Origin of the sequence: Streptomyces sp. NPDC047981 (genome assembly GCF_040653315.1) — a bacterium.
Classification (GTDB): Bacteria; Actinomycetota; Actinomycetes; order Streptomycetales; family Streptomycetaceae; genus Streptomyces.
In genome coordinates this window covers 14,297-35,314 of record NZ_JBEZNQ010000022.1, presented here as the reverse complement: position 1 = coordinate 35,314, position 21,018 = coordinate 14,297, and the positions used below count along the sequence as shown (strand labels likewise).

General features: G+C 71.4%; 17 protein-coding genes. 9 read left to right on the top strand and 8 right to left on the bottom strand.

Annotated elements, in window-relative coordinates; translation table 11 throughout:
* The first annotated feature begins 18 nt into the window (after positions 1-18).
* Entirely contained in the window at positions 19-1,290 is a 1,272-nt protein-coding gene (locus AB0E14_RS15625) for an ATP-binding protein (protein ID WP_362416938.1), read from the top strand.
* A gap of 39 nt (positions 1,291-1,329) precedes the next feature.
* Here the strand turns inward: AB0E14_RS15625 and AB0E14_RS15620 are convergent, their stop codons facing one another.
* Positions 1,330-1,848 (bottom strand): GtrA family protein, encoded by a 519-nt coding sequence (locus tag AB0E14_RS15620; RefSeq protein WP_362416935.1) that lies wholly within the window; start codon positions 1,846-1,848, stop codon positions 1,330-1,332.
* Positions 1,849-2,010: 162 nt separating this feature from the next.
* On the opposite strand from AB0E14_RS15620, the gene AB0E14_RS15615 reads away from it, so the two are divergent.
* The 4 genes from AB0E14_RS15615 to AB0E14_RS15600 all read left to right on the top strand — a co-directional run bounded on the left by AB0E14_RS15615 (position 2,011) and on the right by AB0E14_RS15600 (position 6,018).
* Positions 2,011-3,150, top strand: a complete 1,140-nt coding sequence (locus AB0E14_RS15615; RefSeq protein ID WP_362416933.1) for a 5-(carboxyamino)imidazole ribonucleotide synthase — start codon at positions 2,011-2,013, stop codon at positions 3,148-3,150.
* Positions 3,151-3,155: 5 nt separating this feature from the next.
* On the top strand, positions 3,156-3,689 hold the full coding sequence (gene purE / locus AB0E14_RS15610; RefSeq protein WP_362417161.1) for a 5-(carboxyamino)imidazole ribonucleotide mutase: 534 nt from the start codon (positions 3,156-3,158) through the stop codon (positions 3,687-3,689).
* Positions 3,686-4,906 (top strand): dipeptidase, encoded by a 1,221-nt coding sequence (locus AB0E14_RS15605; protein ID WP_362416930.1) that lies wholly within the window; start codon positions 3,686-3,688, stop codon positions 4,904-4,906. Before purE ends, AB0E14_RS15605 begins: the two co-directional genes overlap by 4 nt.
* Before the next feature lie 179 nt (positions 4,907-5,085).
* Positions 5,086-6,018: a membrane dipeptidase gene (locus tag AB0E14_RS15600; RefSeq protein WP_362416927.1), complete on the top strand. Its 933-nt coding sequence runs from the start codon at positions 5,086-5,088 to the stop codon at positions 6,016-6,018.
* A 58-nt stretch (positions 6,019-6,076) separates the two neighbouring features.
* On the opposite strand, the gene AB0E14_RS15595 is transcribed toward AB0E14_RS15600, so the two are convergent.
* A complete protein-coding gene (locus AB0E14_RS15595; protein WP_362416924.1) occupies positions 6,077-7,405 on the bottom strand; it encodes a UDP-glucose/GDP-mannose dehydrogenase family protein in 1,329 nt (442 codons plus the stop codon).
* A gap of 104 nt (positions 7,406-7,509) precedes the next feature.
* Positions 7,510-8,721, bottom strand: a complete 1,212-nt coding sequence (locus AB0E14_RS15590) for an LCP family protein (RefSeq protein ID WP_362417158.1) — start codon at positions 8,719-8,721, stop codon at positions 7,510-7,512.
* 161 nt (positions 8,722-8,882) lie between these two features.
* Here AB0E14_RS15590 and AB0E14_RS15585 point away from each other — a divergent pair, with 161 nt between their 5' ends.
* Entirely contained in the window at positions 8,883-9,416 is a 534-nt protein-coding gene (locus AB0E14_RS15585; protein WP_362416921.1) for an acyl-CoA thioesterase, read from the top strand.
* A gap of 66 nt (positions 9,417-9,482) precedes the next feature.
* Here AB0E14_RS15585 and AB0E14_RS15580 read toward each other — a convergent pair whose 3' ends face one another.
* Positions 9,483-10,865 carry an LCP family protein gene (locus AB0E14_RS15580; RefSeq protein ID WP_362417155.1) on the bottom strand — a complete coding sequence of 461 codons (1,383 nt, stop codon included), beginning with the start codon at positions 10,863-10,865 and terminating at the stop codon, positions 9,483-9,485.
* A gap of 220 nt (positions 10,866-11,085) precedes the next feature.
* Between AB0E14_RS15580 and AB0E14_RS15575 the strand changes: the two genes are divergently transcribed.
* Positions 11,086-12,108, top strand: coding sequence for a glycosyltransferase family 2 protein (locus AB0E14_RS15575; RefSeq protein WP_362416918.1), 1,023 nt, complete (start codon positions 11,086-11,088; stop codon positions 12,106-12,108).
* 80 nt (positions 12,109-12,188) lie between these two features.
* Here AB0E14_RS15575 and AB0E14_RS15570 read toward each other — a convergent pair whose 3' ends face one another.
* From AB0E14_RS15570 to AB0E14_RS15555, 4 genes are all read right to left on the bottom strand, one after another.
* Positions 12,189-13,952 carry an LCP family protein gene (locus tag AB0E14_RS15570; RefSeq protein ID WP_362416915.1) on the bottom strand — a complete coding sequence of 588 codons (1,764 nt, stop codon included), beginning with the start codon at positions 13,950-13,952 and terminating at the stop codon, positions 12,189-12,191.
* A 47-nt stretch (positions 13,953-13,999) separates the two neighbouring features.
* Positions 14,000-15,763 (bottom strand): LCP family protein, encoded by a 1,764-nt coding sequence (locus AB0E14_RS15565; RefSeq protein ID WP_362416912.1) that lies wholly within the window; start codon positions 15,761-15,763, stop codon positions 14,000-14,002.
* Positions 15,764-16,020: 257 nt separating this feature from the next.
* Entirely contained in the window at positions 16,021-17,217 is a 1,197-nt protein-coding gene (locus AB0E14_RS15560) for an LCP family protein (protein WP_362416909.1), read from the bottom strand.
* A gap of 231 nt (positions 17,218-17,448) precedes the next feature.
* Positions 17,449-18,201, bottom strand: coding sequence for a TIGR03089 family protein (locus AB0E14_RS15555; RefSeq protein WP_362416906.1), 753 nt, complete (start codon positions 18,199-18,201; stop codon positions 17,449-17,451).
* Positions 18,202-18,338: 137 nt separating this feature from the next.
* On the opposite strand from AB0E14_RS15555, the gene AB0E14_RS15550 reads away from it, so the two are divergent.
* Both AB0E14_RS15550 and AB0E14_RS15545 read left to right on the top strand, forming a co-directional pair.
* On the top strand, positions 18,339-19,715 hold the full coding sequence (locus tag AB0E14_RS15550) for a peptidoglycan recognition protein (protein WP_362416903.1): 1,377 nt from the start codon (positions 18,339-18,341) through the stop codon (positions 19,713-19,715).
* Between the two features lie 113 nt (positions 19,716-19,828).
* Positions 19,829-20,911, top strand: coding sequence for an NDP-sugar synthase (locus AB0E14_RS15545; protein ID WP_362416899.1), 1,083 nt, complete (start codon positions 19,829-19,831; stop codon positions 20,909-20,911).
* Positions 20,912-21,018: the final 107 nt, after the last annotated feature.

Sequence of the window (21,018 nt, the reverse complement as noted above, 5' to 3'; positions counted from 1 at the left end):
CCTCCCCCGGAGGGACAGTTGCGCCGCCGTCTGATCAACTCCACGCTCGCCGTGGTCCTTGTCGTCATCGCCGTCTTCGGCGTCTCGCTCGTCATCGTCGAGACGCGCACGATCTCCTCCAGCGCCCAGGAGAGCGTGGACTCCGAGGCCGTCCGGCTGGTCTCCATCGTCGACAGCCGGCTCATCGGCGGGGAGCCCGTCAACCCCGACATCCTCGCCGAGCAGAGCGGCGCCAAGCGGTACGCCCTCATCGAGATCCCCGGCCGCGCCCCCATCGAGATCGGCGAGCGCCCCGAGGGCAGCGTCATCCGCGGCAAGGCCGAGGGCGAGCGCGGCGAGACCGTGACCGTCGAGGAATCCCGCTCCACGATCACCAGCGAGGTCGGCCGCACCCTGCTGATCATCGGGGCCGTGGCCCTGCTCGCCGTCGTGGCCGCCGTCCTGCTCGCCGTACGGCAGGCGAACAAGCTGACCTCCCCGCTGACCGACCTCGCCGAGACCGCCGAACGCCTCGGCTCCGGCGACCCGCGCCCCCGCCACAAGCGGTACGGCGTGCCGGAGCTCGACCGGGTCGCCGACGTCCTGGACGCCTCCGCCGAGAGGATCGGCCGGATGCTCACCGCCGAGCGCCGGCTCGCCGCCGACGCCTCGCACCAGCTCCGTACGCCCCTCACGGCGCTCTCCATGCGCCTGGAGGAGGTCTCCGTCGCCGACGACCTCGACACGGTCAAGGAGGAGGCGACGATCGCGCTCACCCAGGTCGAGCGGCTCACCGACGTGGTGGAGCGGCTGCTCACGAACTCCCGCGACCCCCGCACGGGCTCCGCGCTCGCCTTCGACCTCGACGAGGTCATCAAGCAGCAGATCGAGGAGTGGCGCCCGGCCTACCGCAGCGGGGGCCGCGCCATCGTCCATTCCGGCAAGCAGGGCATGCGCGCGGTCGGGACGCCCGGGGCCGTGGCCCAGGTGCTCGCCGCGCTGATCGAGAACTCCCTCATGCACGGCGGCGGCACCGTCGCCCTGCGCACCCGGGTCACCGGCAACCAGTCCGTGATCGAGGTCACCGACGAGGGCCCCGGCGTCCCCGCCGACCTGGGTGCGCGGATCTTCGAGCGGGCGGTCAGCGGACGCAGCTCCACGGGCATCGGCCTCGCGGTCGCCCGGGACCTCGCGGAGGCGGACGGCGGACGCCTGGAGCTGCTCCAGCAGCACCCGCCGGTCTTCGCGCTCTTCCTGAGCCGCGAGGTCAGGAGCCGCAAGGACGAGGAACGGGAGCGCCCGGTCCGCTGAGCGCCGCCTGAGCGCCGCCTGAGCGCCGTGGAAACGCGTCTAGCGCACTCGGTCCGGCTGCTTCCGGCCGCCCTGCTTCGGGGTCTGCTCCAGGAACGATTCGGCGGTCTGCACGGCCTCCCGGGCCGGCAGCGTACGGAACACCCACGTGCGGTACGACCAGAAGCGGAACAGGGTCGCGACGCCGATCCCGAGGAACTTGAAGACGTTGCTCTGCAGCGGGGTGTCCCAGCCGAAGCCGTACGTCGCCGCGTACAGGATCCCGTTCTGGATGACGAGCCCGGCCGCGCTGAACACCAGGAAGAGCGTCAGCTCCTTCGTCCGCTGGCTCTTGTCGCGGTCCCGGTAGGTGAAGTACCGGAAGCCCAGGTAGTTGAAGCCGATCGCGACGACCGTGGCGATGACACTCGCCCGGACCACCTGCAGGTCCGTCAGGTGGCGGACCAGGTTGAAGACCCCGAGGTCCACCAACAGGCCGAGGCCGCCGACCGCGCCGAACTTGGCGAACTCACGCGTGAGCCGGTCAAGCCGCACACGCAGTGCGCTTTGTTCACTCATGGTGATGGTCCAGCCCCGTCTGTTCGGATTCGTCAACCCAGCCATGCTAACCAGCCCACCTGTGACCCGCCCGAGGACATTGCAAACATCGGAAAATCCGGCTCGGCTGTCGTAAACCACAGGCGGACGAGGCTTCCCGCATGGTGCGGATACCCTAAGAGGGTGACGTTCCCGGTAGTCGGCATGGTCGGTGGCGGTCAGCTCGCCCGAATGACCCACGAGGCGGGCATCCCCCTCGGCATCAAGTTCAAGCTGCTCAGTGACACCCCGCAGGATTCGGCGGCGCAGGTGGTGAGCGAGGTCGTCATCGGCGACTATCGCGACCTGACTACGCTCCGTGACTTCGCGCGCGGCTGTGACGTGATCACCTTCGATCACGAACACGTCCCCGCCGGTCATCTGCGCGCCCTTGAGGAGGACGGCGTCGTCGTCCGTCCCGGGCTCGCCGCGCTGGTGCACGCCCAGGACAAGGGGGTGATGCGCGCCAAGCTCGACGAGATCGGCGCGCCCAGCCCCCGCCACCGCATCGTCGCCGATCCGGCGGACGCGGCGGCCTTCGCGGCGGAGGTGGGCGGCTTCCCGATCATCCTCAAGACCGTGAGCGGCGGTTACGACGGCAAGGGCGTCTGGTTCGTCCGGAGCGAGGAGGACGCCCACGACCCGTTCCGGGCGGGTGTCCGGGTCCTCGCCGAGGAGAAGGTCGACTTCACGCGCGAGCTCGCCGCGAACATCGTCCGCTCCCCGCACGGCCAGGCCGTCGCCTACCCGGTCGTCGAGTCCCAGCAGGTCGACGGGGTCTGCGACACCGTGATCGCACCCGCGCCGAACCTGTCGGCCGAGCTGGCGGGCCAGGCCCAGGAGCTGGCCCTTCGCATCGCCAAGGAGCTGGACGTCGTCGGCCACCTGGCCGTGGAGCTGTTCGAGACGCGCGACGGCCGGATCCTCGTCAACGAGCTGGCCATGCGCCCGCACAACTCCGGCCACTGGACCCAGGACGGCGCGATCACCTCGCAGTTCGCCAACCACGTCCGCGCCGTCCTCGACCTCCCGCTGGGCGACCCCCGCCCCCGCGCCCCGTGGACGGTCATGTGCAACGTGCTCGGCGGCGACTACCCGGACATGTACTACGCGTACCTGCACTGCATGGCCCGGGACCCGCAGCTCAAGATCCACATGTACGGCAAGGACGTGAAGCCCGGCCGCAAGGTCGGACACGTCAACACCTACGGCGACGACCTCGACGACGTGCTGGAGCGCGCCCGTCACGCCGCCGGCTACCTGCGAGGAACGATCACCGAGTGAGCAGCATGAGCACCGCCACCGCGCCGGTCATCGGCATCGTCATGGGCTCGGACTCCGACTGGCCCGTCATGGAGGCCGCCGCCCAGGCCCTGGACGAGTTCGAGATCGCGTACGAGGTCGACGTCGTCTCCGCCCACCGCATGCCGCGCGAGATGATCGCGTACGGCGAGCAGGCCGCCGACCGCGGTCTGAAGGCGATCATCGCGGGCGCCGGCGGCGCCGCGCATCTGCCGGGCATGCTCGCCTCGGTGACCCCGCTGCCGGTCATCGGCGTGCCGGTCCCGCTGAAGTACCTCGACGGCATGGACTCGCTGCTCTCCATCGTGCAGATGCCCGCCGGGGTGCCGGTGGCCACGGTCTCGGTCGGCGGCGCGCGCAACGCGGGCCTGCTCGCGGCCCGGATCCTCGCCGCCCACGACGCCGAACTCCTCGGCCGGATGCGGGAGTTCCAGCAGGAGCTGAACGACCAGGCGACCGACAAGGGCAAGCGGCTGCGCGCCAAGGTCGAGGGCTCGGAGTCGTTCGGCTTCGCGAAGTGAGCGCCGGGGTGAGCCCGAGCGCGGCCGAGCGGCTCGCCGAGGCGCGCGGGCTCCTCGCCTCCGCCCCCGTCGTCGACGGCCACAACGACCTGCCCTGGGCGCTGCGCAAGAACGCCGGCTACGACCTGGACCGGCTCGACATCGCCGCCGACCAGACCGGCGCGCTCCACACCGACCTCGCCCGGCTGCGGGCGGGCGGCGTCGGCGCCCAGTTCTGGTCGGTGTACGTCTCCACCGAGCTGACCGGGGACGACGCGGTGAGCGCCACGCTGGAGCAGATCGACGTCGTCGACCAGCTCCTCGTGCGGTACGCGGCCGAGCTGGCCCCCGCCCTGACGGCGGACGACATGGAGGCCGCGCGCCGCCAGGGCCGGATCGCCTCGCTCAAGGGCGCCGAGGGCGGCCACTCCATCAACAACTCCCTCGCCACGCTGCGCGCGCTGCACACCCTGGGCGTGCGCTACATGACGCTCACGCACAACGACAACACCGCGTGGGCCGACTCGGCGACCGACGCACCGGGCGTCGGCGGGCTCTCCCCGTTCGGCCACGAGGTCGTCCGGGAGATGAACCGGGTCGGCATGCTCGTCGACCTCTCGCACGTGGCGGCGACGACCATGCGGGACGCGCTCGCCACCTCGGTCGCGCCGGTGATCTTCTCGCACTCCTCGTCCCTCGCGGTCTGCGACCACCCGAGGAACGTGCCGGACGACGTGCTGGGCCGGCTCCCCGCGAACGGCGGGGTCGCGATGGCCACGTTCGTGCCCAAGTTCATCCTGCCCGCCGCGGTGGAGTGGACCGCCCGGGCCGACGAGAACCTGCGGGCGCACGGCTTCCACCACCTCGACACGACCGCCGAGGCGATGAAGCTGCACCGCGCCTTCGAGGCCGAGAACCCGCGCCCGATCGCCACACCGGCGACGGTGGCGGACCACCTCGACCACATGCGCGAGGTGGCCGGCGTCGACCACATCGGCATCGGCGGCGACTACGACGGTACGGCGTTCACCCCGGCCGGCCTCGACGACGTCGCGGGGTACCCGAACCTGATCGCCGAGCTGCTCCACCGGGGCTGGTCGCACGCCGACCTGACCAAGCTGACCTGGTCCAACGCCGTGCGCGCGCTGCGGGACGCGGAGGCCGTCTCCCGCGACCTGAGCGCCCGCCGGGGCCCGTCGAACGCGACGCTCGACTCCCTGGACGCGCCCGCCTCCTGACGACCCGTCACCGCTCCGAGCGGCCCGTCGCCGAACCGAACCGGCGGCGGGCCGCTGCTGTCCCCGAGGGTGCGCGGCCGGCGTCGCCGTCCCCCGAACGGCCTACTCCACCGCTCCTCGCGAGGGGCTTCGTGTCACGGTGGACGGTACTGCCCAGTAAGTTCGGAGTTGTCACCACCATGGCAGATCTCGAAGACCATCTCCCCTTCTCCGTCGAGCACACCGGCCCCGCGGCCGGCGACCTCGACACCCCCGAACAACCGCTGCCCCTGGACGAGTTGACCCGTGCGCAGGCACTGCTCGCCGCGCAGCCCGTCGTCGAGGGGCACATCGACCCACCCCGGGATCCCGACCCCGAGGACCTTCCGCCGGTGCGGGCGGCGGAGGCCGGGGCGCAGCTCTGGTCCCTGCGCGTCGGACCCGGTGAGGACGCGGCGGGCGTCATCGGCACCCTGCGCCGCATCGACTCGATCCGCGCGCTCGTCGCCGCCTGCCCCGAGGACCTGCGCCTCGCGCACACCACCGCCGAGACGGCCCACGCCGTCAACTGCGGCCGGGTCGCGGTGCTCCTCGGCCCGGTGAGCTGGTCGGCCCTGGCCGGCTCGGTCGCCGCGCTGCGGGCGTACCACGCGCTCGGGGTACGGGCGGTCAACCTCACCCGCTTCGACGGCTTCGCCCGCGAGGCCGTACGGGAGATGAACCGCCTGGGCCTCGTCGTGGACCTCTCCGGGGCCGACCCCGAGTCGGTCCGCCGCACCCTCGCGGTCACCAGAGCCCCGGCCCTGCTGACCCGCGCGGAGCCGGCGGGCCTGCCGGACGACGTCCTCGGCCTGCTCGGCGAGAACGGCGGCGTCTGCATGGTCCCGGTGACCGAGGACCTGTCCGCGACCGCGGACACCCTCGACCGGGTCCGCGCCCTGGCGGGCCCGCACGCCGTGGGGCTCTCCCACACCACGGACCCGGCCGGCGGCTACGCCCCGCTCTTCGCGGAGCTGCTCCGCCGCGACTGGCCCGCCCCGGACCTGGTCGCCCTCGCCCACGGCAACGCCACGCGCACCTTGCGGGAGGCGGAGTTCCTCTCCCGTACGACGCGCCTGCGCCGCGCGGCCTGAGAAACGCGGAAGGGTCCCGCCTCCCTCACGGGCGGCGGGACCCTTCTCGTACGAAGACCTACGCGCGCGGGCGCCCCATCGCCCGGTACACCCAGCCCGCCTCGCGCCAGCGGACGGCGTCCAGCGCGTTGCGGCCGTCCAGGATCACCCGGGAGCTCACCGCGGGCGCCAGCTCCGCCGGGTCCAGCTCGTCGCGGAACTCGCGCCACTCCGTCAGGTGCAGCACGACGTCCGCGCCGCGCACCGCTTCGAGGGCCGTCGGGGCGTAGCCGAGGGTCGGGAAGAGACGGCGGGCGTTCTCCATGCCCTTCGGGTCGTAGACCGTGACCTGTCCGCCCTGCAGGTGGATCTGGCCCGCCACGTTCAGCGCGGGCGAGTCCCGGACGTCGTCCGAGTCCGGCTTGAAGGTCGCGCCGAGCACCGCGACCCGCTTGCCGAGGAACGAGTCGCCGCCGACCGCGTCCCGGGCCATCTCGACCATCTGGCCGCGGCGGCGCATGTTGATGGAGTCGATCTCGCGCAGGAAGGTCAGCGCCTGGTCCGCGCCCAGCTCGCCCGCCCGCGCCATGAACGCGCGGATGTCCTTCGGCAGACAGCCGCCGCCGAAGCCGATCCCGGCGCGCAGGAACTTGGCGCCGATCCGCTCGTCGTAGCCGATCGCCTCCGCCAGCTTCGCCACGTCACCGCCGGCCGCCTCGCAGACCTCGGCCATCGCGTTGATGAAGGAGATCTTGGTGGCGAGGAAGGAGTTCGCGGCGGTCTTCACCAGCTCGGCGGTGGGGAAGTCGGTGACGACGAAGGGCGTGCCCTCCGCGATCGGGGTGGCGTACACCTCGCGCAGCAGCTTCTCGGCCCGCTCGCTCGCCACGCCCGCGACGACCCGGTCCGGGTGCAGGGTGTCGTTCACGGCGAAGCCCTCGCGTAGGAACTCCGGGTTCCAGGCCAGCTCCACGCCCTCCGGCAGCAGCCCCGCGAGCCGCTCGGCCGAGCCGACCGGCACCGTCGACTTGCCGACGACCAGGGAGCCCTCGCGGACCACACCCGCCAGCGCGCCGAAGGCGGCGTCGACGTAGCTCATGTCACACGCGTACTCGCCGTGCTTCTGCGGGGTGTTCACGCAGACGAAGTGCACGTCGCCGAAGGCGCCGACCTCCTCCCAGGAGGTCGTGAAGCGCAGCCGACCGGTCGAGCCCTCGATCCCGGCGACGTGCCGGGCGAGCAGCTCCTCGAGACCGGGCTCGTACATCGGTACGCGGCCGGTGGCCAGCAGCTCGATCTTCTCGGGCACGACGTCGAGGCCGAGCACCTCGAAGCCCAGCTCCGCCATGGCCGCTGCGTGCGTGGCGCCGAGGTAGCCGGTGCCGATCACCGTGATCTTGAGGGCCATACGGGACTCCAGGGAGGTCGGGCGGAATGCCTGCCCGAGCATAGTCGTGCGCTCTCGTGCCCTGGTCCGGGGCCCGGAAGGGCCCCGTCCACGGGCCGGCGGAATCAGCGGTCCGAGGTGACCGTCACCGGCTGGTCGTTCCGGATCTGCGAGACCAGCTGCTTCACCTTGGGCATGTCCCACTTCAGGGAGCCCTGCGGGGCGCTGCCGGAGATCGGGATGTTCATCGACTTCCCATCGCCGCCGCTGATGCCCTTCATGGCGAAGAACATCTTGCCGAGGTCGTACAGCGACATGTCCTTGTCCACGATCAGCGTGTCCAGGCCGGCCCCCAGCGTCGGGTACAGCTTGAAGGGGTTGAGGATCGTGCCCGGCGTCGCCGCCTGGTTGGCCAGGGCGGAGAGGAACTTCTGCTGGTTCTTCGTCCGCGCGAGGTCGGACTCGGCGAAGGCGTACCGGGTACGGACGAAGGCGAGGGCCTGCTCGCCGTTGAGGGTCTGCTCGCCGGCCTGGAAGTCGGCGCCGGACTTCTTGTCCTTGAAGCCCTTCTCGATGTTCATGTCGACACCGCCGAGCGCGTCCACGATGTTCGCGAAGCCGGCGAAGCCGATCTCCGCGTAGTGGTCGATGCGCAGCCCGGTGTTGAACTCGACCGTGCGGACCAGCAGCTCCGGGCCGTCCATCGCGTAGGCCGCGTTGAGCTTCGAGCCGCCGCGCGCCCCGAACTTCTTGCCGGACTCCGAGCCGACGAAGGACGGGATGGTGACCCAGGAGTCGCGGGGGAGCGAGACCATCGTGTTCCCGCTGGAGCAGGCCGCGAGGATCATCATGGAGTCGGTCCGCTTGCCCTCGGCGGAGCCGGTGTGCAGCTTCTTCTTCTCCTCGGCCGACATGCCCTCGCGGCTGTCGGAGCCGACGATCAGGTACGTCGTGCAGTCGCCCTCGGCCGGCCGCTCGATGACCTTGGAGAGGTCGACCTCGTTGCGCATCTGGGAGCTGGCCCAGGCGTACGTGCCGACGCTCCAGGCGAGCACGCCGACGACGAGCACGATGGAGCCGACCTTGATCCGGCGGCGCCAGTCGGGCGCGGCCCGACCGGGCTGCGGCTGCGGCGCGTACCGCGGGTCGTGCTGCGGCGGAATCGTGCCGCGGCCCCCGCCCTGCGGGGAGCCGTAGACCTGGCCGCTGCTGTAGCCGCTGTCGTAGCCGGAAGCCTGCTGCTGGGTGAAGTTCGGGTTGTACGGCTGGCCCTGGTCGTAGCCCTGGTCGTACTGCGGCTGCTGCTGGGGCACCTGCGGGCGCTGCACGTGACGCATCCGGCGGGGACCGTCGGGCTGCGAGTTCGGCCAGTCATTCATACGGACCATCTTGCAGGCCGCCCCTCGGGCGCCGACAGGGCGGGTGGGGATTCGGGGCGGCGCTGTTGCCAAGCTGATGCAAAGAGGACCGGACCAGGACGCGGCATAAGGTGGAGGGCATGACAGACCAGGGCGATATCCCGGGAAAGCCCACTTCGGCGTCCCGCACCACACTCAGCCACATCATGACGAGCCATGACACCAACCTCCTCGGCACGGTGCACGGCGGCGTGATCATGAAGCTGGTGGACGACGCGGCGGGCGCCGTCGCGGGCCGCCACTCGGGCGGGCCCGCGGTCACCGCGTCCATGGACGAGATGGCGTTCCTGGAGCCGGTCAGGGTCGGCGACCTGCTGCATGTGAAAGCCCAGGTCAACTGGACCGGCCGGTCCTCCATGGAGGTCGGCGTCCGGGTCATGGCGGAACGCTGGAACGAGTCCACACCGGCCCAGCAGGTCGGCTCGGCCTACCTGGTCTTCGCGGCCGTCGACGGTGACGGCAAGCCCCGCCCTGTGCCGCCGGTCATCCCGGAGACCGAGCGGGACAAGCGCCGCTACCAGGAGGCCCAGATCCGCCGCACCCACCGGCTGGCCCGCCGCCGCGCGATCAAGGACCTCCGCGAACAGCGCGCCGCCGAGGGCTACGAGGACTAGAAGGCTTCTCCTTCTGGATGTTCGGGAAGTTTCGGTCGTTTTCGGGGTTTTCAGGGTTTTCGGTCTTTACGGACAGACCACCTTGTCCCCGGAGACCGCCTCGAACGGACCGCCCTCCGGCTCGTCCGTCCTGACCGGGGTGACGCCCTTGAAGTCGAGCCCGGCCACCACCCGCAGCGTCCCGCCCCGGCCCTTCACCGCCCGCAGCTCCGCCCCCGGCAACGCGGCGGCCAGGGACTTCGCCGAGCGGTCCCAGCGCGGGTCGTACTCCACCAGCGTCCGCCGCCGCTCCGGGCCCTCCCCGGTGCGGGGCGCCCGCGTCGTGTCGAAGCCGGTGGCCCGCAGCGCGTCGTCCACCTTGCGGCCGAGGCCGTCCGTCCGGGTCCCGTTGTAGACCTGCACCCGGATCGTCTTCGGGGCCACGTCCACCACCACCGGCTGCGGCCGGCCCTTCGCGTCCGCGGTCTCCGCCCGCGGCGCGGCGAGCGGCCGGTCCTCGCGCAGCGCCTGGAAGAGCTTCTGCGCCTTGGGGGCGTCCCACTTCACCGTCGAGCCGATGCCCGCCACGGGGAAGCTCATGTCCCCGACCGGCACGGAGACGAACTCCGACGACGCCGGCGTGAAGCCCTGCATCGCCTTGGCGAGCGAGAGCAGCTGCTCCGTACCGAAGCCCGCGTCGGCCCGGACCGAGTTCAGCATGGTCGTGGCCACCTGGCGGAACCGCACCGGGTTCAGCAGCACCCCGCCGCTCGTCGTCCGGTCGATGAGCGCCGCGAGGAAGCGCTGCTGGCGCTGCATCCGGCCGATGTCGGCCGCGCCGTCCACATGGCGCGAGCGCACGTACTGCAGCGCCTGCCCGCCGTTCAGCTGGTGCGGCCCGGCCGCCAGATCGAGGCCGGTGTAGGTGTCCTTCATCGGCCGGGGCGTGCAGATCTCCACGCCGCCGACCGCGTCGACCGTCTTCATGAAGCTGGTGAAGTCGACCTCCAGATAGTGGTCGATCTTCACGCCCGTCATGTTCTCCACGGTCCGCACGGTCAGCCCGGGCCCGCCCTCGGCGTACGCGGCGTTCAGCTTCACCGGATGTGCCTGGTGCCGCTTGCCGGTCGTCGCGTCCGTGTGCTCGGGCATCTCGGCGTACGAGTCACGGGGGAGGCTCACCACGCTCGCCCGGTCCCGGTTCTCGCTGATGTGGACGAGCATCACGGTGTCCGTGCAGTGGCAGGGCGCCCCGCCCAGCCGGTACGCCTTGCGCTGCTCCGGTGTGATGCTGTCCCGCCCGTCGGTCCCCACGACCAGCACGTTCATGCCGTGCCCGGCCCGGGGGCGGTTCTTCATGTCCTTGAACGGGTCGATCCGGTTGATCCCGGTGTCCAGGCCGGTGACCAGCGCGTGCCCGATGCCGCCCGCCCCGAGGACGACGACGGAGAGGGTGGTCGCCACCCGCATGCCCCACCGGGGCCGCGCGACCCGTCTGCCGCGGCGTGCCGGTACGGGACGGGCGACGGGCCGGGGACGGGGCGTGCGGGGCGGTGTGGGCACCGGGGGACACCTCCGCGGGTGTGACAAGGGGGAACCGTGAGCACCGTAGGCCCATACGATCAGCGCAAGGGTGCGGCCGTCCGCGCGCCGCGCTCGGTGTCCCCCATTCGCGGTAACGTGTCGGGCAATGAACGCCACGCCCCCCGTCTCCGTGATCATGCCGGTCCTCAACGAGGAGCGGCACCTGCGCAACTCGGTCCGTCACATCCTCGAGCAGGAGTACGACGGCGAGATGGAGGTGGTGATCGCGCTCGGCCCGTCCACGGACCGCACCGACGAGATCGCCGCCGAACTGGTACGTGAGGACCCCCGGGTCCACACCGTGCCCAATCCCACAGGCCGCACGCCCGCCGCCCTCAACGCGGCGATCAAGGCGTCCCGTCACCCGATCGTGGTGCGGGTCGACGGTCACGGCATGCTGTCGCCCAACTACATCGCGACCGCCGTCCGTCTCCTGGAGGAGACCGGCGCGCAGAACGTCGGCGGCATCATGCACGCCGAGGGTGAGAACGACTGGGAGCACGCGGTCGCCGCCGCGATGACCTCGAAGATCGGCGTCGGCAACGCGGCCTTCCACACCGGCGGCCAGGCGGGCCCGGCCGAGACGGTGTACCTGGGCGTCTTCCGGCGCGAGGCGCTGGAGCAGCAGGACGGCTACAACATCGAGTTCATCCGCGCCCAGGACTGGGAGCTGAACTTCCGTATCCGCGAGGCGGGCGGCCTCATCTGGTTCTCGCCCGAGCTGCGCGTCCAGTACCGCCCCCGGCCGAGCGTCCGCGCGCTGGCCAAGCAGTACAAGGACTACGGCCGTTGGCGCCACGTCGTGGCCCGCTACCACCAGGGCTCGATCAACCTCCGCTACCTCGCCCCGCCGACCGCCGTCTGCGCGATCGCGGCCGGTGTCGTCGTCGGCGCGGTGCTCACCCCGCTGGGCTTCCTGATCCCGGCCGGCTACCTGGCCGCGATCACCGCGGGCTCGGTCCCGGCCGGCAAGGGCCTCCCGCTGAAGGCCCGCCTGCAGATCCCGGTCGCCCTCGCGACGATGCACATGTCCTGGGGCTACGGCTTCCTGACGAGCCCGCGCGCGCTCGCGAAGAAGGTCATCGCGAGCCGCCGCCCGGCGGTGACGACGACCGCGTCGCAGGTCTGAGACGACGTAAGGACACGCACACGGCGAACGGCCGGACCCCTTCGGGGGCCCGGCCGTTCGCCGTTGTCACACCTCGTCCGTCAGCTCTTGCCGTCCCAGCGGTACACGCTGTAGACGTCCATGCAGTCCACCTTGTCGTCCGCGCCCTCCGGCAGGTCGCCCTCCTTGGACGCCGGCTTCTTGTACGTGGCGCCCTCGCGCCAGTCCGAGCCGATGACCAGGGTGATGTTCTGCGCCGTGGCGTCCGCGCGGACCGCGGAGTCCGGCAGACCGAGCGCCTTGGCCACGGACAGCGCGTCCGCCTTGCCCTGATCGCCGCCGGACTTCGGGTACTTGACCACGGTGTCCTTACGGGGCTCGGCGCTCCGCGAGGCGTTCGCCTGGGTGAACCCCTTGCCCTGCAGGGTCTTCTCCATCGCGCCGGCCCGGCCCTCGGTGGGCGCCGCGCCGTCGCCGTTCGTGCCGTTGACGACCGTGACGGCGAGCGTCGCGGGCGCGGCGGCCGTCGGGCCCTGCGGCTTCGGCTTCGCCGACGCGGTCGGCTTGGCGCCGGCCGGGTCGCCGTTCTTGTCGAAGGCGACGTCGTCGCGGAGCATCGCCCACATCTTGTCGGCGGCGCTCGGCACCATGACGAGCTTGTTCTTGTCCTGCGACCACTCGGTCGTGGGGACCGTCGCCGTCGTGAGTCGGTCCAGCTTCACGTTCTTGAGCTGCATGGAGAGGTCGAAGAGCTTCGTCACCGAGCGGATCTCGTCGGAGACCTGCAGCGCCTCCGTCGCGGTCTCGGCCAGGCCCATGAGCCGTGCGGTGTCGGTCCAGGCGTTCTGCTTCTGGAGCTTCTCCATCATGCCGTTCATGTACATGTGCTGGGCCTTGGCACGGTTCTGGTCGTTGCCGAACGCGTGCCGGGTGCGCAGCCACTGGAGCGCCTGCTCGCCCTTGATCTCGGTGGTCCCCTGCGGCAGCTTCAGACCGGAGCCGCCCTTCACCAGCCGGGTCGACCTGTCGTGGACGCCGGTCTTCACGCAGACCGGGACACCGCCGACCTCGTCGGCCATCGAGACCACGCCCGCGAAGTCGACCATCATCCAGTGGTCGATGTAGACCCCGGTGAGGCTCTCCCAGGTGGTCAGCGTGCAGCCGGGACCACCGCGGGCCAGGGTGTCGTTGATGGGCTGGGTGGTGGTCGCCGCGTAGGTCTCGCCCTTCTCGCCCGTGCACTTGGGGATCTTGACGATGGTGTCGCGCGGGATCGAGACGATGTTGGCGTTCTTCCGGTCCGCCGAGATGTGCAGCAGCATCTGCACATCGGCGAGCGGCTTGCGGTTCCGCTCGTTCTTGCCGCCGCCCAGCGCCACGTTCTTGTCGTCGGAGCGGTCGTCCGAGCCGATCAGCAGGATGTTGAGCGGGGTGTCGCCGAGCGCGTTCGGCGCGGCCTTCTTCACACCGCTGTCGCCACCGGCCCGGTGACCACCGCGGAGGTTGTCGTTGAGGTGCTGGTAGTACAGGTATCCGGCGGCGGCCGTCCCGAGTATCAGGAACGACAGGGTCGCCGCGACCCAGCGGAGTATCTTGCGTTTGCCGCTCTTCTTGGCGCGCCTGCGCGGCCCTTTGCGCCGGTGGCTCGCACGGCCTTCGCCGTCGCTCCGGCCAGGACCGCTCGTGTCGCCCTTGTCCGCGCTCGGGCTGTCGGAACGACGGTCGCCCGGGGCCGGGGCGCCGACGGGCCGGTCACCCGGCCCCCCTTCGCCCTCGTCCCCATAGAGACTCTCGTCCCAGCCCAATTCGCGGGCGTGCGGAACGCGACCCCGGGTCCCCTCCCCACGCACGCTGTTCTGTCCCACCCCTGGTCCCCCTCCTCAGGCGCGCGCCGAGCCCCGGTGTTTCCGGGTCACTGGGCGCACACCTTCTTGTCTGCGGTCTGAGCACCCTCCGGCGCCTTCGCCGGACCGGTGATGGGCACCCCCGCGCCCTTGAAGTCGGCACCGAGGATCAGCGTCATGGGTGCGAGCGCCTCGGCGTCCTGCGTGCCCGGCTTGAGCGCCGTGGCGGGCAGGCCCATCATGTCCGCGAGCTTGCGGGCCTGAGTGGCCTGGTTCGGTGCGTAGGTGAGCGTCGTCTTCGCCGCCTTCTCGGGGGCGTTGCTCTTGTTGGTCGACCTGGTGACGCCCTGCTCGTTCTGCAGCCAGTTGATCGTCGACTGGGCGGCCCCCTGGATGCCGCTGCCGTTGTAGACGTCGACGCGCACCTCGCGCGCGGTGGAGCGGGTGCCCTTCAACAGGGCGGCCTGGGCGTTCTTGGCGTCCTGCTGCTTCTGCTTCACCTCGGTGAGCGAGGTGTCGGACTGCAGCATGGCGAAGAGCTGCGGCGCCTTGGTCGGGTCGGGCACGACCGTCGCCTTGATCTTCTCCGCCGGGTTGTCGATGACCGGCAGCGTCGTGAAGGTGATGTTCTTCGTGTCGATCTTGGCGAGTTCCTCGCCGAGCGACTTGAGCTTCCCGATGCTTCCTATGCCGGAGTCGACGGTCAGCGCCTTCGTGGCCGCCTCGGCGAGGTCGAGCAGCTTGCTCGGGCTGGTCAGCGTCTCGTCCGACTTCATCTGCCGGATCATCGAGCTGAGGAACTGCTGCTGGACCTTGATCCGGTCGAGGTCGCTCTCGTTGCCGAAGCTGTGGCGGGTACGGACGAAGGCCAGGGCCTGCTCGCCCTGGATGACCGACTCACCGGCCGGCAGGTTGAGCTTGGAGTCCTTGTCCTTGACCGGCTTGACCAGACAGACCTTCACGCCGCCGACGGCCGTCGTCAGCTCCTTGACGGCGTTGAAGTCGGCCATCATGAAGTGGTCGACGGTCAGTCCGGTGAGCTCCTTGACCGTACGCATCGTGCAGCCGGGGTCGCGGTCGGACTGGCCGAGGCTGACGTTGAACCGCTCGTCGGACTGGCCGGGGATCGTCTTGATCTTCCCGTCCGGCATCTTCGTCTGGCACTCGGGGATCTCGGTCTTCAGGTCGCGCGGGATGGACATCGCCGTGGCGTTCGTCCGGTCCTTCGAGACGTGGAAGAGGATCGTGGTGTCGGCGTGGCCAGGGCTGTTCTTGTCGCCGTAGCCCTCGTTGCCGTCGCCGGTCCGCTTGTCCGTGCCGATCAGCAGGATGTTGATGGCCTGGTCCTTCTTGAAGCCCGTGCTCTGGGCTCCGACCACGTCGACCTTGTTGATGTTCCCGTTGAGGTGGTCGTAGTAGGCGTACGCGCCCACCGCCCCGCCCACGAGCACGAACGCCATCGTCCCGCCGGTCCACAGCAGGACCTTCTTCTTGCGGGACTTCGCGGGCTTGCGCTTGCGCCGGCCCTGCTGCGGGACGCCGGCCGCGGGCCCCTCGGGGGCGCGGCGGCGGCGCTGGCCGGGAACTGGGGCCTCGGCGGGCGCGCCGGTCGGCGCCCCTGCGTTACGGGAGCGCTGGCCGGACCGTGCGCCCTCGGCGGATCTCGGAGCCGGGGGCGTCGCTCCACGCGGACGGGACTGTGCGGGCGACTGCTGCTGGGGCTGCCCAGCGGAGTGGTTCAGTCGCAGTTCGTAGTTGCCCGTCTGCGGGTTGAGGACCCACTGGTCGGCGGGGTCGATCTCATCCGCCTGTCCACGGCTGTGCGCGTCCACGGTTACTTGAATCCTCCGTCGGTGCCACGCGAGGCGCCTCCCCCGACTGGCGCTCGGTCGTTCGATCCGTCGAGTGCGCGACCACAGGGTCGCAAGCATCGGACCGCGTCACACTATCCGCCCAGTTCAGCGTGGGGCGACGTCCGTGACAAATTCCACGCCCCTTACAACTGGGCAATCTGCCCAAACCCCTTCCGCCACCGCCCTCCCCCCGGTCTCCTTGGACTCTCCTTTACTTGTGCGTCACTCAGCGGCCCTCAGGAGCAGGCTCCCTCCGCCGCGTTGTGCCCCGTGAAAGTCGGCGTCGGCGCCGGTCCCGGAGAGGCCGCGTCGTCCGGCTTCCCGTCGCCGACCTGGGGTGCGCCCGGGGTCGCGCCGGCTCCGCTCGCGCCCGCGGACGGCGAGGGCTCGGCGCCCGGAGCCACCGTCACGGGCTTGTCCTCGCGCAGCCGCTTGAAGAGTTGGCTCGCCTCGGGTTGTACGAGTTCGTCCCGGTTCGCGTCGTACGAGTACGGCCGTCGCGGCACCGTGAGGAACTGCACCTTCTCCGTGGGGATCGCCCGCATCGACCGCGCCAGGTCGTACAGGTCCCGCAGCGAGTCGAGCCCCGGGTCCGTCGTGATCGACTTCGTCGCCGCGTCCAGGACCGGGTAGAGCCTGGTCGGGTTCAGCAGCACGCCGTTGCTCTGCACCTTGTTGACCAGGGCCCCCAGGAACTGCTGCTGGCGGTCCATGCGTTCCGTGTCGCTGCCGTTGCCCAGCGTCTTGCGGGCCCGTACGAAGCCCAGCGCCTGCTCCCCGTGGAGCGTCTGGCGCCCGGCCGGCAGCTTCAGCTTGGCGTCCTTGTCGTCGATCGGCTCCTTCAGGCAGATCTCGACGCCGTCGACGGCGTCGACCATCTTCTTGAAGCCGCGGAAGTCGATCACCATGTGGTGGTCGATCCGGATCGCGGTGAGCCGCTCGACGGTACGGATCGTGCACGCCGTGCCGCCGATCTCGAAGGCGGAATTGAACTGGGCGAACATCTCCCCGGTCCGCGTCCCGCCCTTCGTCCGGCAGCCGGGCATGCTCACCATCAGGTCGCGCGGGATCGACACGGCCGTCGCGCTCGACCGCCCCGCCGCGATGTGCAGCAGGATCGTGGTGTCGGAGCGCTGGGTGCCCTTGTCCTTCCCGTACTTGGTGTTCCCCGCCCCCGACCGCGTGTCCGAGCCGATCAGCAGGATGTTCTGCGCCCCCAGCGCCCCCGGCGTGGGCCTCTCCTTCTCATACGCGCGCAGTTCCGCGGCGGCGTCCGTGTCGGTGGTGATGTTGTTGTCGAGCTTGCGGTAGAGCCACCAGCCGGCACCCGCCGCGGCGAGGAGGACGACCGAACACCCGAGAGCCGTCCAGCGCAGCCAGTGACGCTTGCGCGGGGCCTCCGGTTCGGCGGGCGTGCCGGGACTGTCCGTCACGTCTGAGTCCATCCTTCGCGGCGTCGGCGGCGCGCCCGGGAGCCGCCGCTCGAAGAGTGGGACGGCCGAACCGGACGCAGGGTTGTGCGGGAGGGGTGCGTACCCGCCGATCATGTACCGGAGTTGACGCGCGGACCCGGGGACTCGGCGAGTCGGTGCGCCATACGGGTGGAAGGGTGGAACCTCGGCCGGTGAGCGGACGACGGCTGCCCGGCCTGCGGCGGTGGTCCGTCACACGGCGGTCGCCGTGACCCGCTCGCTCTCCACCCGCTTGTCCAGCGACTCGGGAGCCAGCTGGTCCAGGTTCCGGCACAGGACGACGGACGCCCCGGCCGCCAGCGGTGCGTAGAGGCCGGCGGAGAGCCCGTCCCAGCCGTCGTAGGCGCGGCCGGAGAGCAGTCGCGCACCGGGAGCGAGGCCGAGCGCCTCGGCGTCCGCGCGGGCCCGGTCGACGAGCTGTGCGCCCGTCAGTTCCGTACCGTCGACGAGGAGCGCCGGGTCGTCCGCGTCCACCGGGACGAAGGGGGCGAACCGGTCACCCTGGCTCGGCACCTCCACCGCGTAGTCCGCGTACCCGGCGGGCGGGGTGGGGAAGCGGCGGCCCAGCGGGGCGAGGGAGAGCGCGATCCGGTCTCCCGAGCAGGCGAGCCCGGCGTCGAAGGCGCCCGGTCCGGCGACGACGTAGTCGGCGTCCGCCGGTTCGCCGCCGATCTCGGCGACCACGCCGACCGAGGAGCAGGCCAGCAGCCACACCGCGGTCTGCCAGTGCGCGGGCAGCAGCAGCGCGAGCCGGTCGCCGGGGGAGGCGGACAGCTCGCCCTGGAGCAGATTGGCCGTCTTGGCCACCCAATTGGCGAAGGTGGCCACGGACAATTCGACGCGCTCACCGGTGGCGTCGTCGTAGAAGGTGACCAAGGGGCGGGCGGGGTCCGCGGCGAGCGCGGATCGCAGCAGGTCGGCGGGGGTGCGGTCGCTGGCGTTCACGCGGGCAAGGGTACGCGGGCGGGGGTGCGGAGACCCGCCGTACCGGTGACACCGTCCTCCGGTCGGACCGACGGGCCGTCAGTTTCCGGCCCGGATCCCGCCGAGCGGAACGGCCCCGGGGTGCGGACGATCCCTACATGCGTGCCTACCTCGTCTCCTCGATCGCCGTCACGTGCGCGGCGGCTCTCGCCCTGCCGTTGTCCCTCGCGACGCCGGCGGCGTCGCACCAGCCGGCCGCGCTCACCGCGAGACCGGACGTCGAAGTCGCCGGGTCCACCCAGTCCCTGCCCCTCCAGCCGCTCGAGGACGGCCGTCGGGCCCTCCGCGCGCCCGGCGCCCCCCAGGCGGTCCAGGGTCTGACCCGACGGGACGTCAGACCCTTCTCCCTCCTCGGGGTCGTCTGGGACGACGCCCGGGCGCACCTGCACGGCACGGTCCAGGTCCGCACCCGCGCGACCGGGACCGGGGGCTGGTCGGCCTGGCAGGAGCTGGAGGTCCACAACGACGAGCACGGGGCCGACCCCGGCACCGCCGAGGCCGTGTCGGGAGCGGTCCGCGGGTCCACCGCGCCGCTGTGGGTCGGCGACTCGGACGGCGTCGAGATCCGCGTACTCCCCGAGGGCGGCAGCGGTACGGACCGCGGGCTGATCCCGTCGGGTCTCCGCCTGGAGCTGGTGGACCCGGGCCAGGAGGGGCAGGAGTGGCAGGGGCAGACCCAGGACCGCTCCGACGCGCTCGACGGCAAGGCCCCCGCGACCCACGGCGCGACGGTGTCACACGGCAGCCAAGGGGGCCGCGCGGCCCAGCGGGGCCCGACCGTCGAGGAGGCCGCCGCCTACTCCGTGAACGCGCAGCTCGCCCCGGTCGGTACGGCCGTGATCCCGGCGGCCGCCGCGGCGAAGCCGTACATCGGACCCCGCCCGAAGATCATCACGCGCAAGGGATGGGGGGCGAACGAGAAGCTCCGGGAGAAGGGTTTCGTCTACACCAAGTCCGTCAAAACGGCCTTCGTCCACCACAGCGCCACCGGCAACAACTACACCTGCAAGCAGGCGCCCTCCGTCCTGCGCAGTATCTACCGCTACCACACACAGAGCAGCGGCTGGCGCGACTTCGGCTACAACTTCGCCGTCGACAAGTGCGGAAACATCTACGAAGGCCGCGCCGGGGGAGTGTCCAAGCCGGTCCTCGGTGCCCACACGCTCGGTTTCAACACCAACAGCATGGGCATCGCCGTCCTCGGCACCTACAGTTCGACCAATCCGCCGGCCGCCGTGACCACTGCGATCGCTCGGCTGACGGCGTGGAAGCTGGGGCTGCACGGGGGGAATCCGAAGGGGAAGGCCACGCTCACCTCGGGTGGGGGGAACCGGTACAAGAAGGGCACGAAGGTCAAGTTCAACACCATCGCCGGACACCGTGACGGCTACGCCACGGCCTGCCCGGGAGCCCGCCTCTACGGAAAGCTCGGCACCACCCGTACTGCCTCCGCGAAGTACCAGGGGCGGCCGTGATGCGGTCGCCGGTCCGACCATCTGCATAAACTGACCGGTCATATCGCCCAGACGAGCGAACACGGCCCGAACGGGCGATGAGACCGGCCCCGGACAGGAAGCAGAGACGACAGGTGACAGAAGCGATCCTCCTGGTCGGTGGCAAAGGCACACGGCTACGGCCCCTGACGATGAACACGCCGAAGCCGATGGTTCCGGCGGCGGGCGTGCCGTTCCTGACGCACCAGCTGGCCCGGGCGAAGGCGGCGGGTGTGGACCACGTGGTCCTGGCCACGTCGTACCTGGCCGAGGTCTTCGAACCCCACTTCGGCGACGGCTCGTCGCTGGGGCTCAGCCTGGAGTACGTGACCGAGGAGGAGCCGCTCGGCACCGGCGGCGCGATCCGCAACGTCGCCTCCCGCCTCCACGCGGGCCCGGACGACCCGGTCCTCGTCTTCAACGGCGACATCCTGACCGGCCTGGACATCCGGGCCCTGGTCGCCGCCCACGGCGACTCGGGCGCGGACGTCTCGCTGCACCTGACCCGGGTCGAGGACCCGAGGGCGTTCGGCCTGGTCCCGACGGACCCGACCGGGCGGGTGACGGCCTTCCTGGAGAAGCCGCAGACGCCCGAGGAGATCGTGACCGACCAGATCAACGCGGGGGCCTACGTCTTCCGCCGCTCGGTCATCGACACGATCCCGACGGGCCGCCCGGTCTCGGTGGAACGGGAGACCTTCCCCGAACTCCTCGCCGAGGGCGCCCACCTCCAGGGCCTGGTGGACTCCACGTACTGGCTCGACCTGGGCACCCCCCAGGCCTTCGTCCGGGGCTCCGCCGACCTGGTCCTCGGTCGTGCCCCGTCCCCGGCGGTCCCGGGCCGCTGCGGCGACCGCCTGGTCCTGCCGACCGCCCGCGTCGCCCCGGACGCCAAACTCACGGGCGGCACGGTCGTGGGCGCGGGCGCGGTGGTCGGCGAGGGCGCCCGCGTCACGGGCTCGACGCTCCACGCGGGCGCGGTCGTGGAACCGGGCGCGGTGATCACCGACTCCCTGATCGGCGCGGGCGCCCGCATCGGCGCGCGTACGGTCCTCACGGGCGCGGTCATCGGCGACGGCGCCCACGTGGGCGCGGACAACGAACTCCGCGAAGGCATCCGCGTCTGGTGCGACACGACCCTCCCCCCGGGCGCCATCCGCTTCTCCTCGGACCAGTAGCCGACGGCCTCCCGCCAAGGGCGCGCGACCACCCACGGGAGGCCGCGCGCCCCCGCCCGCCCCGCACCGTGTCGAGCCCCGGCAGCTGTACGCGGTCCCCCGTCGCA

Bases quoted from the DNA above. Each gene is read 5' to 3' on its own strand.
- AB0E14_RS15620 (WP_362416935.1), bottom strand. From the start codon at position 1,848: ATGAGTGAACAAAGCGCACTGCGTGTGCGGCTTGACCGGCTCACGCGT.
- purE (WP_362417161.1), top strand. From the start codon at position 3,156: ATGAGCACCGCCACCGCGCCGGTCATCGGCATCGTCATGGGCTCGGAC.
- AB0E14_RS15600 (WP_362416927.1), top strand. From the start codon at position 5,086: ATGGCAGATCTCGAAGACCATCTCCCCTTCTCCGTCGAGCACACCGGC.
- AB0E14_RS15595 (WP_362416924.1), bottom strand. From the start codon at position 7,405: ATGGCCCTCAAGATCACGGTGATCGGCACCGGCTACCTCGGCGCCACG.
- AB0E14_RS15590 (WP_362417158.1), bottom strand. From the start codon at position 8,721: ATGCGTCACGTGCAGCGCCCGCAGGTGCCCCAGCAGCAGCCGCAGTAC.
- AB0E14_RS15585 (WP_362416921.1), top strand. From the start codon at position 8,883: ATGACAGACCAGGGCGATATCCCGGGAAAGCCCACTTCGGCGTCCCGC.
- AB0E14_RS15580 (WP_362417155.1), bottom strand. From the start codon at position 10,865: ATGCGGGTGGCGACCACCCTCTCCGTCGTCGTCCTCGGGGCGGGCGGC.
- AB0E14_RS15575 (WP_362416918.1), top strand. From the start codon at position 11,086: ATGAACGCCACGCCCCCCGTCTCCGTGATCATGCCGGTCCTCAACGAG.
- AB0E14_RS15550 (WP_362416903.1), top strand. From the start codon at position 18,339: ATGCGTGCCTACCTCGTCTCCTCGATCGCCGTCACGTGCGCGGCGGCT.